The sequence below is a fragment of the Sphingobium subterraneum genome (assembly GCF_014199435.1).
In the GTDB taxonomy this organism is placed as follows: Bacteria; Pseudomonadota; Alphaproteobacteria; order Sphingomonadales; family Sphingomonadaceae; genus Sphingobium; species Sphingobium subterraneum.
In genome coordinates, this window is the sequence record NZ_JACIJP010000004.1 from 131,778 (window position 1) to 146,549 (window position 14,772).

At 63.5% G+C, this 14,772-nt stretch carries 15 protein-coding genes; 6 read left to right on the forward strand and 9 right to left on the reverse strand.

All coding sequences use genetic code 11. From position 1 onward, the window contains the following. Window positions 1–30 precede the first annotated feature (30 nt). The 3 genes from FHS92_RS12640 to FHS92_RS12650 are packed head-to-tail and all read left to right on the forward strand — an operon-like array spanning window position 31 to window position 4,465. Window positions 31–2,568 (forward strand): penicillin-binding protein 1A, encoded by a 2,538-nt coding sequence (locus tag FHS92_RS12640; protein ID WP_184081087.1) that lies wholly within the window; start codon window positions 31–33, stop codon window positions 2,566–2,568. A 41-nt stretch (window positions 2,569–2,609) separates the two neighbouring features. Next, a complete protein-coding gene (gene prfB / locus FHS92_RS12645; RefSeq protein ID WP_184081088.1) occupies window positions 2,610–3,737 on the forward strand; it encodes a peptide chain release factor 2 in 1,128 nt (375 codons plus the stop codon). Continuing rightward, a complete protein-coding gene (locus FHS92_RS12650) occupies window positions 3,737–4,465 on the forward strand; it encodes a class I SAM-dependent methyltransferase (protein ID WP_184081089.1) in 729 nt (242 codons plus the stop codon). Before prfB ends, FHS92_RS12650 begins: the two co-directional genes overlap by 1 nt. A 21-nt stretch (window positions 4,466–4,486) precedes the next feature. Here FHS92_RS12650 and FHS92_RS12655 read toward each other — a convergent pair whose 3' ends face one another. Genes FHS92_RS12655 through FHS92_RS12685 form a run of 7 tightly spaced genes read right to left on the reverse strand, consistent with a single transcriptional unit; the run spans window position 4,487 to window position 11,634 of the window. Further along, window positions 4,487–5,482: a type II secretion system F family protein gene (locus FHS92_RS12655; protein WP_184081090.1), complete on the reverse strand. Its 996-nt coding sequence runs from the start codon at window positions 5,480–5,482 to the stop codon at window positions 4,487–4,489. Between the two features lie 4 nt (window positions 5,483–5,486). Further along, window positions 5,487–6,482 carry a type II secretion system F family protein gene (locus FHS92_RS12660; RefSeq protein ID WP_184081091.1) on the reverse strand — a complete coding sequence of 332 codons (996 nt, stop codon included), beginning with the start codon at window positions 6,480–6,482 and terminating at the stop codon, window positions 5,487–5,489. A 59-nt stretch (window positions 6,483–6,541) separates the two neighbouring features. Then, a complete protein-coding gene (locus tag FHS92_RS12665) occupies window positions 6,542–7,828 on the reverse strand; it encodes a CpaE/TadZ family protein (RefSeq protein WP_184081092.1) in 1,287 nt (428 codons plus the stop codon). 2 nt (window positions 7,829–7,830) lie between these two features. Further along, entirely contained in the window at window positions 7,831–8,487 is a 657-nt protein-coding gene (locus FHS92_RS12670) for a CpaD family pilus assembly lipoprotein (protein ID WP_184081093.1), read from the reverse strand. 17 nt (window positions 8,488–8,504) lie between these two features. Beyond that, window positions 8,505–10,073 carry a type II and III secretion system protein family protein gene (locus tag FHS92_RS12675; protein WP_184081094.1) on the reverse strand — a complete coding sequence of 523 codons (1,569 nt, stop codon included), beginning with the start codon at window positions 10,071–10,073 and terminating at the stop codon, window positions 8,505–8,507. Window position 10,074: 1 nt separating this feature from the next. Then, window positions 10,075–11,106: a Flp pilus assembly protein CpaB gene (gene cpaB / locus FHS92_RS12680; RefSeq protein WP_184081095.1), complete on the reverse strand. Its 1,032-nt coding sequence runs from the start codon at window positions 11,104–11,106 to the stop codon at window positions 10,075–10,077. 54 nt (window positions 11,107–11,160) lie between these two features. Then, window positions 11,161–11,634 (reverse strand): A24 family peptidase, encoded by a 474-nt coding sequence (locus FHS92_RS12685; protein WP_184081096.1) that lies wholly within the window; start codon window positions 11,632–11,634, stop codon window positions 11,161–11,163. 94 nt (window positions 11,635–11,728) lie between these two features. Here FHS92_RS12685 and FHS92_RS12690 point away from each other — a divergent pair, with 94 nt between their 5' ends. The 3 genes from FHS92_RS12690 (at window position 11,729) to mobA (ending at window position 13,672) form a co-directional block, all read left to right on the forward strand. After that, on the forward strand, window positions 11,729–12,853 hold the full coding sequence (locus FHS92_RS12690; RefSeq protein ID WP_184081273.1) for an NAD(P)/FAD-dependent oxidoreductase: 1,125 nt from the start codon (window positions 11,729–11,731) through the stop codon (window positions 12,851–12,853). Window positions 12,854–12,922: 69 nt separating this feature from the next. Continuing rightward, a complete protein-coding gene (locus FHS92_RS12695) occupies window positions 12,923–13,096 on the forward strand; it encodes a YegP family protein (RefSeq protein WP_184081097.1) in 174 nt (57 codons plus the stop codon). 33 nt (window positions 13,097–13,129) lie between these two features. Then, window positions 13,130–13,672 (forward strand): NTP transferase domain-containing protein, encoded by a 543-nt coding sequence (mobA, locus tag FHS92_RS12700; RefSeq protein WP_184081098.1) that lies wholly within the window; start codon window positions 13,130–13,132, stop codon window positions 13,670–13,672. On the opposite strand, the gene FHS92_RS12705 is transcribed toward mobA, so the two are convergent. Then, entirely contained in the window at window positions 13,669–13,899 is a 231-nt protein-coding gene (locus tag FHS92_RS12705) for a hypothetical protein (RefSeq protein WP_184081099.1), read from the reverse strand. The two genes, mobA and FHS92_RS12705, sit on opposite strands and share 4 nt — an antisense overlap. Window positions 13,900–14,036: 137 nt before the next feature. Continuing rightward, entirely contained in the window at window positions 14,037–14,507 is a 471-nt protein-coding gene (locus tag FHS92_RS12710) for an RNA pyrophosphohydrolase (protein WP_184081100.1), read from the reverse strand. Window positions 14,508–14,772 lie beyond the last annotated feature (265 nt).

Below are 14,772 nucleotides of genomic sequence, written 5' to 3' on the forward strand. Positions count from 1 at the left end.
GCCGGAATATTTTCCTAGAGCCTCTCCACCATGGAAGAGGCACAGCCCGGACAATCCTTCAGGGACCATTTCGCCTACCGCCTGAAACGCGATGCATCGGGTGCGCGCGTCGGGCTGGGCGAAGCGTGGCGCAACCGCTGGTTCCGCCGCGCCGTTTATGCCGCCGGAGCGTTTCTGCTGTTCATTGGCCTGTTCTGGCTGCTGGTCGCGCGCGACCTGCCCGATGCCTCGGCGCTGGCGAGCTACGAGCCGCCGCTCCCCACCATCGTGCGCGACGTCAATGGCGAGCCGATCCACAGCTATGCGCGCGAACGCCGCGTGCAATTGCAATATGACGATTATCCGCCGCTGCTGATCCGCGCCTATCTGGCGGCGGAGGACAAGACCTTCTTCAGCCATCACGGCGTCGACATCCCCGGCTTCATCGGCGCGGTGTTCGACTATGTCACGAAGATCGGATCGGGCGAGCGCGCCAAGGGCGGATCGACGATCACCCAGCAGGTCGCCAAGAACCTGCTGATCGGTGACGAATACAGCCCGACGCGCAAGATCAAGGAAATGATCCTCGCTTATCGCATCGAAAATGCACTGAGCAAGCAACAGATCCTCGAACTCTACCTCAACCAGATCTTCCTCGGCCGAAACGCCTATGGCGTGCAGGCGGCGTCACGCGCCTATTTCGACAAGGATGTGAACCAGCTCGCGCTGCATGAAATCGCGTATCTGGCGATCCTGCCCAAGGGACCGTCCAACTACCGCCCCGAAAGCGAGACCGGCCATGCCCGCGCGATCGAACGGCGCGATTATGTGCTGCGCGAAATGCGCGACAATAATTGGATCACGCCCGCGCAATATAGCGAGGCCGCTGCCATGCCGCTGGGCACCGTGCGCCAGATGGGATCGCCGTACGGAAACGAAGGCGGTTATTATATGGAAGAAGTTCGTCGCCGCCTGATCGCGCAGTTCGGCGAGACGGCGAAGGATGGGCCGAACAGTATCTACGCAGGCGGCCTGTGGGTGCGCACGCCGCTCGATCCCGTTATTCAGAAGCACACCGCCGATGCCCTGCGCGCGGGCCTGCTGCGTTACGATGTCGGCCATGGCTGGTCCGGTCCGGTCGGGACGATCACCATGGACGACCAGTGGCGTCGTCGCCTCGCCGGGGCGTTTGTGGGCGTCGACTACAACAACTGGAAGGTCGCGGTCGTCGTTTCGCGCGAGGGCGGCGCGGCGCAGCTTGGTTTCGCCGATGGCACCACGGGCGTCCTTCCCGCCTCCGCCGCACAGGCGGGCTATCGCAAGACCGGTGGCCCAGCGTTCAACGCGATGAAGCCGGGTGACCTGATCGTCGTCAGCCCCACCGGCGGCGGCAACTGGCAGTTGCGCAACATCCCCGAAGTGTCCGGCGGCATGATGGTGGAGGCAACGCGCACGGGCCGCGTTTATGCGATGCAGGGCGGTTTCGACGCGCGCCTGTCCTCCTACAATCGCGCAACGCAGGCGCAGCGCCAGCCCGGATCGACCATCAAGCCATTCGTCTACGCCGCCGCGCTCGACAACGGCATGACTCCGGCATCGATCATCGTTGATGGGCCGTTCTGCGTCTATCAGGGCGGGCGGCTGGGGCAGAAATGCTTCAAGAATTTCAGCGGCGCGGGCGCGGGTCCGCAGACGATGCGCTGGGGCGTCGAGCAATCCCGCAACCTGATGACCGTGCGCGCCGCATCGACCACCGGCATGGACCGCGTCGTGCGCACCATCAAGGCGATGGGCATCGGCGACTATCAGCCCTATCTCGCCTTTGCGCTGGGTGCGGGTGAAACCACGGTCGAGAAAATGGTCAACGCTTATGCGATGCTCGCCAACCACGGCCGACAGCTACAGCCCAAAGCGATCGATTATGTGCAGGATCGCCGCGGCCGCGTGATCTGGCCGGAAAAATGGCGCCCCTGCGAAGGCTGCAACAGTGTCGACTGGGATGGGAAACCCATGCCCCGCTTTGCGCCGGAAGGGCGACAGGCGATGAACCCGATGACCGCCTTTCAGGTCGTCCACATCACCGAAGGCGTCATCCAGCGCGGCACCGCGACCGTGCTGCGCGATCTGGAACGCCCGCTGTTCGGCAAGACCGGCACGACCAACGGCCCGACCAATGTCTGGTTCGTCGGCGGGTCGCCGGATATCGTCGCGGGGGTCTATCTCGGGTACGACACGCCACGTTCGCTGGGTGGCTATGCGCAGGGCGGACGGATCGCCGCGCCCATCTGGAAGCAGGCAATGACACCTGTGCTCGAAGCCATGCCCAAGACGCCCTTTATCGCCCCGGCGGGCATCCGCATGGTGCGCATCGACCGTCGCTCGGGCAAGCGCGTCTATGGCGCTTGGCCGACGGACGATCCCAAGGCGCCGGTCATCTGGGAAGCGTTCAAGCCGGAAACCGAACCGCGCCGCACCATTCGCAAGGAAGAAATCGCCGATCAGCAGAAGGCGCGGGCCAATGCCGGAGCGTCCGGCGGAACACGCGGCAGCGACAATGATTTCCTGCAAAGCCAGGGCGGAATATACTAACCCTTTGAAGACGCGGGCAGTGGCCCGCATGGAGAGCGAGAATGCGCGCAGAAGCGCAAGCCTATATCGACCGTATCGACGCCGCCCTCGACCTGCTGCGCCGCTTTCTGGACTGGGACAAGGCGTTGCGCCGCCTGGACGAGCTCAATGCGCGCGTCGAAGATCCGACTTTGTGGGACGACCAGAAAAAGGCGCAGGAGGTGATGCGCGAGCGCACACGTCTGGACGCCGCCATTTCCGCCACCCGGGCGATCGAGAGCGAGAAGAATGACACCGCCGAGCTGATCGAAATGGCGGAGGCGGAAGGCGACAGCGCGATGGTTGACGAGGCCGTCGCCGCGCTTGCCGCGCTTGCCGAGCGTGCGGATCAGGACAAGGTCAAGGCGCTGCTCGCCGGGGAAGCGGACACCAACGACACCTATCTGGAAATCCATGCGGGTGCGGGCGGCACGGAAAGCCAGGACTGGGCCGAAATGCTCCAGCGCATGTACCAGCGCTGGGCCGAGCGGCGCGGCTACAAGGTCGAACTGGTCGATTATCACGCGGGCGAGCAGGCGGGCATCAAGTCCGCGACGCTGCTCATCAAGGGCGAAAACGCCTATGGCTACGCCAAGACCGAAAGCGGGGTCCATCGCCTTGTGCGCATCTCTCCCTATGACAGCAGCGCGCGGCGCCACACCAGCTTCTCATCCGTCTGGGTCTATCCGGTCATCGACGACAATATCGACATCGAGATCAACGAGGGCGACCTCAAGATCGACACCTATCGCGCATCCGGCGCGGGCGGGCAGCACATCAACACGACCGATTCGGCGGTGCGCATCACGCATATCCCGACCGGCATCATCGTCGCCTGCCAGAACCAGCGCAGCCAGCACAAGAACAAGGCGGAAGCGATGAACATGCTCAAGGCGCGCATGTACGAGGCGGAACTGCAACGGCGCGAAGCCGAGGCCAGCGGCGAATATCAGGCGAAGACCGAGATCGGCTGGGGCCACCAGATCCGTTCCTATGTACTGCAACCCTATCAGATGGTGAAGGATCTGCGCACCGGCGTTGTTTCCTCCGCGCCGGACGATGTACTCGACGGCGCACTCGACCCGTATATGGCCGCCGCGCTGTCACAGCGTGTGACCGGCGAAAAGGTCGAAGTCGAGGACGTCGACTGATGCGCGTCCCGGCGCATCTCCTATGTGCCGGGCTGCTCCTGCTGGGCGGATGCGACGCGTTCGGCAATGGAGAGGATGAGGATCGTCCGCAATCCGCGCGCGATTTCCCCCAGGCCGACCGTCCGATTGCGCCCATCGTGTCGACCCGCTGGTCGAGCGAGGAGGCGCGCGACCGCGTCAACGAGGCGCGCGACATCATGGATCAGGCGGGCATACGGCCCGGCATGACGGTTGCCGACATCGGGGCGGGCGAAGGCTATTACACCGTGCGTCTGGCGGAACGGGTTGGCGCGCGTGGTCGGGTGCTGGCACAGGACATCGTGCCGGAAACGATCGATGCGCTCGGCCGCCGCATTACACGCGAAAACTGGGAAAATGTCAGCGTGAAGCTTGGCCGTGCCGACGATCCGATGCTGCCAGCAAACAGCTTCGACCGCGTTTTCATGGTCCATATGTACCACGAAATTACCGAGCCTTATGCCTTTCTGTGGCATCTGTTCCCGGCGCTCAAATCCGATGGCGAGGTGATCGTCGTCGATGCGGATCGCCCGACGCAGCAGCATGGCACGCCGCCACGCCTGCTCACCTGTGAGTTCCGCTCCATCGGCTATCAGCTGATTGAGGTCGTGCCGAAATCCTCCGCGGGCGGATACATTGCGCGCTTCCGCAAGGTAGGCGCGCGGCCTGATCCGATCGCCATTCGTCCCTGCGAATGGGTTAAGCGGTAGAGACGGAGTTGAGCTGCAGCCTTACAGCTTCTCGCTGATCGAACAGGCGGCCGGGCCGAGGATGACCACGAACAGCGTGGGCAGAATGAACAGGATCAGCGGCACCGTCATGATCGCGGGCAGTCGTGCCGCTTTCTCTTCCGCCTTCATCATCCGTTCGTGCCGGAATTCCGCCGACAGCACCCGCAGCGCGGACGCCAGCGGCGTGCCGTATTTCTCGGTCTGGATCATGGTCGTCACGACGCCCCGCAGCGCATCGAGCTTCACGCGTTTGGCGAGGTTCTCGAACGCCATGCGTCGCTCGGTGAGGAAGCTCAGTTCGATCGCCGTCAGCTGAAACTCGTCGCCCAGCTCGGGATAGGCGCGACCCAGTTCCCGTGCCACGCGCCCGAAGGCGGCATCGACGGTCAGGCCCGCCTCGGCGCAGATCACCAGCAGATCGAGCGCGTCCGGCATACCGCGCCGGATCGCGGTCGCGCGTTTTGTAATGAGGTTGTGCAGGTAAATGTCCGGCGCCTTGTAGCTGATGAGCAGCGCGCCCGCGAACACCATGAAGCGCTTGAAGTCGCTCCAGTCCGGCTTGATTCCGACGACATAGAGCAGGAACGCCGCGCCGCCGCCGAACACGATTGGCAGAGCCAGCCGCCCGAAGATGATGGCGATGGCCAGATCCTTGGAGCGGATGCCCGCCTGCGCCAGTTTTTCCTGCGCGGTCTTGAGCTGGTCGTCCTGAAGAACCTTCATGCCCTGCAACAGCGAGCGCATCCGGTCGGTGCTCTCGCGCTGGTGGACCAGCTTCGCGCGGCGCTTCGTGGTGGAGGCGGTAATCCCGGCCTTCAACTGTTCGCGCCGTTCGTTCAGGGCCTTGACGCGCTTCGCCATCGGATCGCGCACCGTGCTGGCAAGATAGATCGCAAAGATGGCGGCCACGGTTGCCATGGCGGCAAGCACTGTCGCCACGTCCGAAGCGGTCATGCCAAACAGCATCGAGCTGGGCGGGGGAGGGGTGGGAGCCATCGCGTCAGATCTCGAAATTGATCATCTGGGCCATGATGAACACGCCGATGCCCATCCAGCACATGCCGCCGATGCCGACAAGCTGCATCAGGCTTAGCCCGAACAGCCCATTGGGATCGGGGGTGTAGAACGACTCCATATAATGGAAGTTGATCCAGCTGATCAGGCCAAAGACGATGAACGGCAACGACCCGATGATATAGGCCGAAGCCTTGGATTCCGACGACATCGCGTTGATCTTCAGCTTCATCTGTGCGCGCTGGCGCAGCACGGTGGCGAGGTTGGCCAGCGTTTCCGCCAGATTGCCGCCCGTTTCGCGCTGGATCGTCAAGGTGATGCAGAAGAACTGGAACTCCGCGGTGCCCAGCCGTTCGGCGGTTTCCGCCAAGGCCTGGTCCATTGTCTTGCCGATGCGGATGCGTTCTGTGACGAGGCGGAATTCCTCGCCCACCGGCCCCGGCAATTCGGTCGAAACGGTCTGGAGCGTTTCGGCGATGGGCAGGCCCGACCGCAGACCGCGTACCATCAGTTCCAGCGCATCGGGGAATGTCATGGTGAATTTCTTCACGCGCTTGGTGATCAGCCGCCCGACATATTTATGGGGAAGGATCAGCCCGCTCGCGGTGCCGACGAACAGGGCCGTCAGCGGCGCCCAGCCCCGGAACAGACCGATGCCAATGACAGCGATCATCACGAGCGCGCAGGCACCCGCATATTGGCTCAGCGTCCACTTCTTGCCCGTCATACGCAGCCGCTTGGTCAGGTTCTCGGGGTTGGGGATCAGCGAGACGAGGATCTGCGATTGCTTGGCTGTGCTGCGCGAGGCAACCGCCTTGCGCATGCGCTGCTCCATGTCGGCATCGGCTCCGCCGTGGCGGCTCGTCACCGCGCTGAGCCGCCGGTCCATCGCCCGCGTCGCGGACGGACCCGAAAAGGCAAGGAACAGCATGAACAGCATGCTGCCCAGCATCAGGATGATCAGGATCAGTTTCGGGTCCATCGTCATTCCCTATTCGATCCCGGCGCGCGCGCGGGAGGGCGCGGCGTCACGGATCGGGTTCACCCCTGGGCGTCTTCCGCCTGTAACGCCTTCTTGCCCTTGGGCAGGCGGTCTTTCAGGCCGCTGAGCTTGCCCAGGAGAGACTGTCCGGCGCCCGCTTTGCCTGCTGTCGAGGCAGAGCTTTCGTCGACGCTCGCCAGCACCTTCACCGTCGCTTCGATATACGCAGCGCCAGCCTTGTTGCCCTTCGCCACTTCGGCAAAAGCCTTTCCAAGCTTGGCGGCCTGCGCGGCGAGGCGCGCATCGAACGGGATCAGGATGTCGATCTTGCGTTCGATCGACTGCTCGAAATCCTTGCGGCTAATCTCCAGCGCATTGGCCTGCATCTTGTTGGTGACGACCAGCACCTTGCTCTGCGGCGCGTTGGTCTTGAGCCAGGACAGGATGCGGATCGCGTCGCGTGCGGATGCGAGTGTCAGTTCTGTTACCACGACCGCTACACCCACTTCGCTCATCAGCTGCGGAAACTGGATCAGCATCGGCCGCGGCAGGTCGATGACACTGCAGTCGAATGCGTTGCGGAATTCTTCCTGCAATTGATAGAAGGCCCCGCCGTCCGTCAGCATCGGTTGGCTGATCGGCGCTTCGGCCGAGAGGATCGCCAGCTTGTCCGAGGCGCGCACCATTGCGCGCTCGATGAAGAGCCCATCGATGCGGCTCGGATTGTCGATCGCGTCGGTCAGGCCACGGCCGGGTTCCAGGTCCAGCGTCAACGCGCCGGTGCCGAAATGCAGGTCGAGGTCGAGCAGCGCGGTCGAGCGCTTTTCCTTGTCGCTCAGGATCCATGCCAGCGATGTCGCGAAGGTCGAAGCCCCCACACCGCCGCGTGTACCGATCACGGCCACACCGACGTGATTGCGCCCCGTCGCCGCATCGAGCTTGGGCGCCATGAACGCTGCCTGGGCGCTGGCCAGCGCATCGCGCAGATGGTCGGAGTGGAGCGGCTTGAGCATGTAATCCTGAATGCCGCTGGCGACCAGGTCGCGGTACAACCGCACATCGTTCACCTGCCCGCACGCGATCACGATCGTGCCGGGCTCACATACTTCGGCAAGGCCGTTGATGTCGTTGAGCGGATCGCTCGATTCGGACATGTCGACGAACAGGATCTGCGGGCTGGTATTCACCGACAGCGTTTGCACGGCATTGCGCATACCTCCGAGATAGACCTTTTCGGCCTGCCAGCCCATTTCGATGGCTACGGATCGGACAATGCTCGCGCTTGCCTCGTCACAGACATAAGCCTGAAACATGTCGCGTGCGCCGGGTTTCCAGGGGGCGTTCATGGTCAGTTTCCTGTCAGGGTCTGAAGCGCACCGGCGCCGGTCAACGGCTTGGTGCGATAGGTTTCGATCGCGCGGCTCGACGCAGCCGTCCGCAGATCGCTGGTGGCGGTTTTGCCGCGCACCAGATCTTCCGGGTTGGCCACCATGGCGGCGAGATTGGAATTGCTCGCGCAGCCGTAGTTGGACGATGCCCCGCCGACCACGTCATTTTCCTGTTTCGAATTCCAGTTGGGGCATCCCGGAACGGACGCGATGGACCGCCGCATGATCAGGCGCACCGCGCCCGGAGGAGCCTTGCCCGCCTGCGCGGTGGGGTCTTCCTCGATCAGCATGCCGCGGCCGCCCAGTATATCGGCGATCCCGTCGCGCACATTGGGTGCAATAAAGGCGTCGTCCGTGGCGATGGCGACATGATCGCCATAGCCCACATTGAGTGAGTCGAGCCAGCCGAGCAGCCGCGCGCGTTCTCCGGCGGAGAGGGTACTGCCGTCATTGGCCTGCACGTCATAGAGATAATATTGAAACTGCACCACCGGCTGGTGGACGGAGTCCACGCTGCGGTTGAACGGATTTTCCTTCGCGGCGACCGTCATCGGCATCGCGGCCAGCAAAAGGGCCGCGAGAGACAGCGGGCGGAAGAGGGGCGATGTGCTCTGCATGATCGTGGTCCTTGCCGTCAGAAGCTGAAGCCGGGGGTGGGTGCCGTATCGGCCGACGCCGTGCGTTTCGGCTTGGCGGTCTTGCCGCGCTTGGGCGCATCCGCGGCCGCTTGCGGGGCCACGGGTGCGGTCGCAGGGTCGGCGGGCCGGTTAGCGGGAGCGAGGCTGGGCACGGGTGCTTTCGCGCCGTTGACACCATCCGACCCCTGCTGGAACAGCAGCCCCTGCAACTCCGTCGCATTGCGGAAGCCGTCGGTCGGTGTGCGGATGTCGGCCGCGTTGACCGGCCGGACGAGATAGGGCGTCACGACGATCACCAGTTCGGTCTCGTTGCGCTGGAAGCGGCGCGACTTGAACAGGCTGCCCAGGATCGGGATGTTGCCGATGCCGGGAACCTTGTCGATGGCGTTCGCAGTGTCGTTGTTGAGCAGACCGGCGATCATGAACGACTGGCCCGATCCCAGCTCGACGGTCGTTTCCGCCGTGCGGGTCCGCAGCGCGGGGACCGAACTGCTGATCGAGAAATCAAGCGAAGAAACCGTCGGGCGAACCCGCAGCGAGACGCGGCCATCGGAGAGCACCGTCGGCGTGAAGGCAAGCTGCACACCATATTGCTTGAATTCGATGCTGTTGCCCTGGGTGCCGTTCGACACCTGATAGGGATATTCGCCACCCGCGAGGAAGCTGGCCGTTTCGCCGGATAGCGAGGTCAGGTTCGGCTGCGCAAGGGTGGTGGCAAGGCCGTTCGACTCGGCCAGATCGAGCGCACCGGCGAGATCCATGCCGAACAGCTTGGCGATGAAGCCCACCGTGGTGGAATTGTCGCTTGGCTGGTTGAACAGCCACCTGCGCGAGATGTCCCCTGGAAGGCCGCCAACGGCCGCGCCCTGATCCGTGATCGCGCTGCGTGTCGAGCGGCCGAGATAGCCGGAAAAGCTACCGGAGCCAGTGCCCAAACCGGTAAAGTTCGTGCCGACCTTGTGGACCAGCGTCCGATTGACCTCGGAAATCTTGACCTGCAGGTTCACCTGCAGCGGCGTCGCCGTCTGCAGGCGGCCGACCACCGTGGTCTTCTCCTTGGGATCGGTTACGCGCCCGTTGAGGAATGCGTCGACAAGGCGCTCGGCCTCGGCGGCGTCTTCCGGTGCCTTCACCGTGCCGGTCAGCAGCGTGATGCCGTTCATGTTGGAAACGGTAATGTCCGCATCGGGCAGGGCGAGTTTCAGCATCTGGTCGATGCTGGTCAGGTTGTTGCCGATCCGCACAGTCGCGGAATATAAGACCTTCCCGGTCTTAGATGTAACGAAGATCGTGCTTTCGCCCGGCAGCTTACCCATCAGGTAGAGCTGGTTCTGCGAACGCACATGCACATCCAGCACTTCGGGCTTGGCGATCACCACGTCCGACATGCTCGATGCCAGGTTGATGACCTTGCTCTCACCCACGGAGAGGAGAATGACAGGCTGGCGGCTGGTCTCCGCCGATGCCGCGTTTAATGCGCTGGTTGGCATCGCCACACCGGCAAGGCCGAGCGCGAAGGCACAAGCCGTTGCGGAATGACGAACGATCAAGCTGGTCCGTTTCATCTTACTTACCCCCACTGACGGCGACATCGGTCACCGTGGTGCCACGGGCGATATGGACGATTGGTCCAATCCCCACCGCACCCGTAATCGCATTGCCCATGGTTGCGCCCATCTGGACGGCGCCCTGCACCACGGCTGGCGGTACAGTCCGCCGCTGGAACCGGGACACGTCGCCACCCGTGGCGAACGTCGAACCCTTGTCGACTGGCCCTGCGGCAATTTTCGCCAGCGCCTTTTTCTCGGCAGAGGGATCATTGCTGTTGGGCAACGGCACGCTGCCGTCGGCACCCGCGATCGCCGCATCCAGATCCGCCGTGTTGTCCGCGATTGAGCGGAGCGAGAGCGAGAGCGAACCCACCGTCTGCGCGACTGCGATCTTCTCGGCGATCTTGGGCGTCACTTCGAGCGTGACGGTGGAATAGGTACGCACTTCCGGCTTGCCGTTCGCGTCCATTGGATCGGTGCGCTGGTCGGTGGCGAGTACGCGCAGATTGCGCAGGATGGTTTCGGCGACCTTCAGCGACTGGCCGCTGTCGCCGCCACCGCTGATCGCCTGGGTCAACATCAGGTCGATGCGGTCACCCGGAAAGATGAAGCCCGCAACCGAGCTGTTGGCAGACACGGGAACGGTGATCGCCCGCATGCCCGGACCAAGCGCCGCCGCCATGAAGCCGCGATCACCCGGGCGGATGATCGTGCCCTGCGTCAGCGGCTGGCCAGCGGTGATCGGATTACGCACCACGCTGCCCGCAAGCACGCTCGCGTCTTCCTTGCCCTTGATGAAATAGGCGTTTTCGACCAATTCCTTGGGCCAGGGCTGGTAGCGCACGCTTTCGGCGTCGAGGATGGTGCCGACCGGCAGCGCCTTGGTCGCCACGAGGACGAGCGGACCGTCCGGCGCGGGTGGCATGGACGATGCGGCAGCGTGGGGGGCACTGCCCCCATCGCCGGAAAACATCGATCGCGCCATCAGCGCGGTCGTGATTGCTATGATCAGCGCTCCTGCGAGCAGGACAGCTTTTCTGACATCCATGACGAAACCCCGTCTACAAAAAATCAGCGCTTCCCAGCGCCCGAAACCCGAATATTACGCAAAGTGGTTAATTATCCGTTCGCCTATCAGCCACAGCCCGGCGAGCGAGATTGCAACGCCATAGGGAACCTCCGGCTGACCCAGCCGTCGCGTCATCCTGTGGTGGATCAGCGTGGCCATCGTTACGACCCCGCCCAGCACGGCCATCAGCAGCAACAGGAAAGCAAGAGCCTGCCACGGAAACCACAAGGCCACAGCCGCGAGCAGCTTGACGTCGCCGCCGCCCATCATGCGCAACGCAAACAGCGCGGCAAACAGCGTGAACATGCCGATGCCGAGCGCGATTTGCAGGACCATGTCCGGCCACGCGGGAATGCCGCACGCCAGCCAGTACAGGGGCGCCAGCGCTGCGATCACGATATTGAGCCGGTTGGAGATGATGCGCGAGCGCAAGTCCGTCACCGCCGCAGCAATCAGCAAAGCGGCAAGCGCGGTGAGCAACGCAAAAATGAAAAAATCCCCAGCCATGGCACGTCGGTCTAGGGACAAGGCCTTACCAAATCGTTATCGCGGCGTTAATTCCACGACCACCATCCTCCACCCGGATTGCCCTGCCACCGATATGCCCACCGATTTCCCTCATTTTGATGCGCTGATTATCGGTGCTGGCATGGCCGGGGCCAGCCTGGGTGCGGAGATCGCGGCCGACATGGCAGTGCTGATGATCGAACAGGAAGACCAGCCCGGCTATCACGCCACCGGCCGGTCTGTGGCGTTCTGGTCGGAAAGCTATGGCGGGCCGCTCGTCCGTCCCTTGACGCAGGCATCACTGGCCGCGCTTGCCGATCCCGATCCCGCCTTTTCGGAAGACAGCTTCCTGTCGCCACGGGGCGCCGTGCATATCGGGAACGCGGATGACGCCACTTTGCGCGACCGGATGATCGCTGCCTTCGCCGATAATGACCTGCTCGTCCCTATGGATCGTTCGGCGCTGGAAACGCGCATTCCCGGCCTGCGCCCCGGCTGGTCGACGGGCGTTTGGGAGGCCAGTACCGCCGATATCGATGTCGCCACGCTGCATGCGGCCTATCTCCGGCAATTTCGGCAGCGGGGCGGAACGCTGTGGACGGACGCTGCCCTCACATCTGTGGAACGGTCGTCGCGCGGCTGGACGGTGCTGACGGCGGCGGGCGCCTGTACGGCTGACATTCTGATCAACGCGGCGGGTGCTTGGGCCGATCCGGTGGCGCGGCTGTGCGGTGTGGCGCCCCTTGGAATCCAGCCCCTGCTGCGAAACGTCGCGCAATTGCGCACCGATCCCGCCGCACCCGCTGACCTACCGCTTGTGCTTGATCTGGCGGAGCAGTTCTATTTCAAGCCTGCGGGCGGAGGGCGCATCTGGCTGACGCCCCATGACGAACATCCGGCTTTACCCTGCGACGCCGGTCCGGATGATCTGGCGATCGCCACCGCTATCGCCCGGTTCGAGCAGGTCGTCGACTGGAAGGTCGAGGCGGTCGAGCGAAAATGGGCGGGCCTGCGCAGCTTTGCGCCGGACCGCTTGCCGGTCTATGGATTTGATCGGCGTACGCCCGGATTCTTCTGGTTCGCGGGGCAGGGCGGTTTCGGGATCCAGACGGCCCCCGCCGCTGCCCTGCTGGCGAGGGCGCGACTGACCGGGGCAGCGCCCCATGCCGCCCTGAGCGGTATCGATCTCGATCGCTACGATCCGGCGCGGTTCGGTTGAGGGTTTCTCTTCCTTTCCCCGCTTATTGACGATAGCCTGCACACGGACATCACCTGGTGGGAGGGTATCATGGCTCATAAATTCGTGATCGAGCAGAACAAGGCGGGCGAATATGTCGCCAAATTCAAGTACAACAGCGAAACGATCTTCTGGACCGAAGGCTACAAGACCAAGGCGTCGGCACAAAATGCCATCGATTCGGTCATCAAGAATGGTCCGGGGGCGCCCGTCGAGGACGCCTGATTCGCGCATCGCGCCTCTCCGGCCTGCCGGGACGTGAGCGTCCTGGGTGCGATCATCGCGGGCGGCGCGGCGCGGCGGTTCGGCAGCGATAAGGCGGCGGCGCTGCTCCGTGGTGTGCCGCTGATGGATCATGTCGCCCGCGCGCTTGCGCCGCAGGTCCCCGAAATCGTGGTGGTGGGTCGCCAGTGGGCGGGCATGACCTGCGTTCCCGATCGTCCCCAGGCGGGTGAGGGTCCGCTCGGTGGCCTATGCGGGGCGCTGCACTACGCGCAGAGCAAAGGATATGGCGCCGTCCTTACCGTGGGCTGCGACACTCTTCCCGTGCCAACTGATCTTCTCAAAGGGTTGGGGGAGGGGCCTGCCGTTGTCGCCACGCAATGGCTGTTCGGGCTCTGGCCCGCGTCGCTGGCCGCAACACTGGAAGCATGGCTGGCCGAGCAGCCTGACCGGTCGATCAAGGGATGGATGCAGCACACCGGTGCACGCAGGGTTGAGTGCGACGCACGCTTCGTGAACATCAACACGCCCGAGGGGCTGGCTGAAGCCGCATTGCAGCTCGACCCCGAACTACCCTAGTCGAAATAACCCAGCTCGGCCTGCATATCGACCGCATCGATAATCTTGCCGCCGGCCATGAAGACGGCCGTGGTGCAGGCGAGCGCCAGCAGCTTTCCGGTCCAGCCGGGGTATTGCATCATGTAGATGACGCCCCGATCCGCCGCGCCAAGCGCCAGCGCGTAGATGATGAGGAACGCCTCGAACTTCGTCTTTATGGTAAACAGGCGTTTGATGGTCCGGAACATGGCTTTTTCTGAGCAAGGGTCATGCCAGCCACGGAAATTCGTGCCTTAGATGGTTAACGCGTTCGTAACTGTCAGCCCTGCCGACAGTCGACATGGTTAACTGGGGTGCAATTCGACCGGGCGCGAATGAGCCAGGGTCAGATCAGGTGCGCGAATTCCGCCAGCAGGTCGCGGTACAGCTTCTTCTTGAAAGGCACGATCAGGTCCGGCAGGCTGTGTGGATCGATCCACTGCCAGTCGCGAAATTCCTGATGTGGGGTGGCAATGTTGATGTCCGCATCGGTGCCCAGAAAGCGCATCAGATACCAGATCTGCCGCTGCCCGCGATACTTGCCGCCCCAGATCTGCCCGACCAACTCGTCCGGCAGGTCGTAGAACAGCTCTTCCTTGCTCTGCGCAATGACCTTGACCAGATCGGCAACGATGCCGGTCTCTTCGCCCAGTTCCCGCATCGCCGTGTCGCGCGGGTCTTCGCCGGGATCGATGCCACCCTGCGGCATCTGCCACGCCTCGACCTTGCTATCGAGGCGCTGGCCGACAAACACTTTTCCGTCCATGTTGACCAGCATCATGCCGACACAGGGGCGGTAGGGAAGGGACGTGTTCATCGGACTGCGCTAACTCATGACCGTTGGAATGGTTCTGCCGTGCGCGACGAAAGTGCGCCGCCGCCCTCTAGCGTTAACGACTGGCGAATGCCAGCCCGGAACGCACGGTCTGCACTGTGCCGCAGCACCGCGACCAGCCCATCCGCGCCGTTCGGTTGCTTTCTCTGGTACTTGCGGCACGGTTTCGCCATTGTTGCCGTGGGAAAAGCGCGCTATCGACCACCCCGACTAATTCTTTTTTGATGACGGGCCGGGCAAGGCGTAG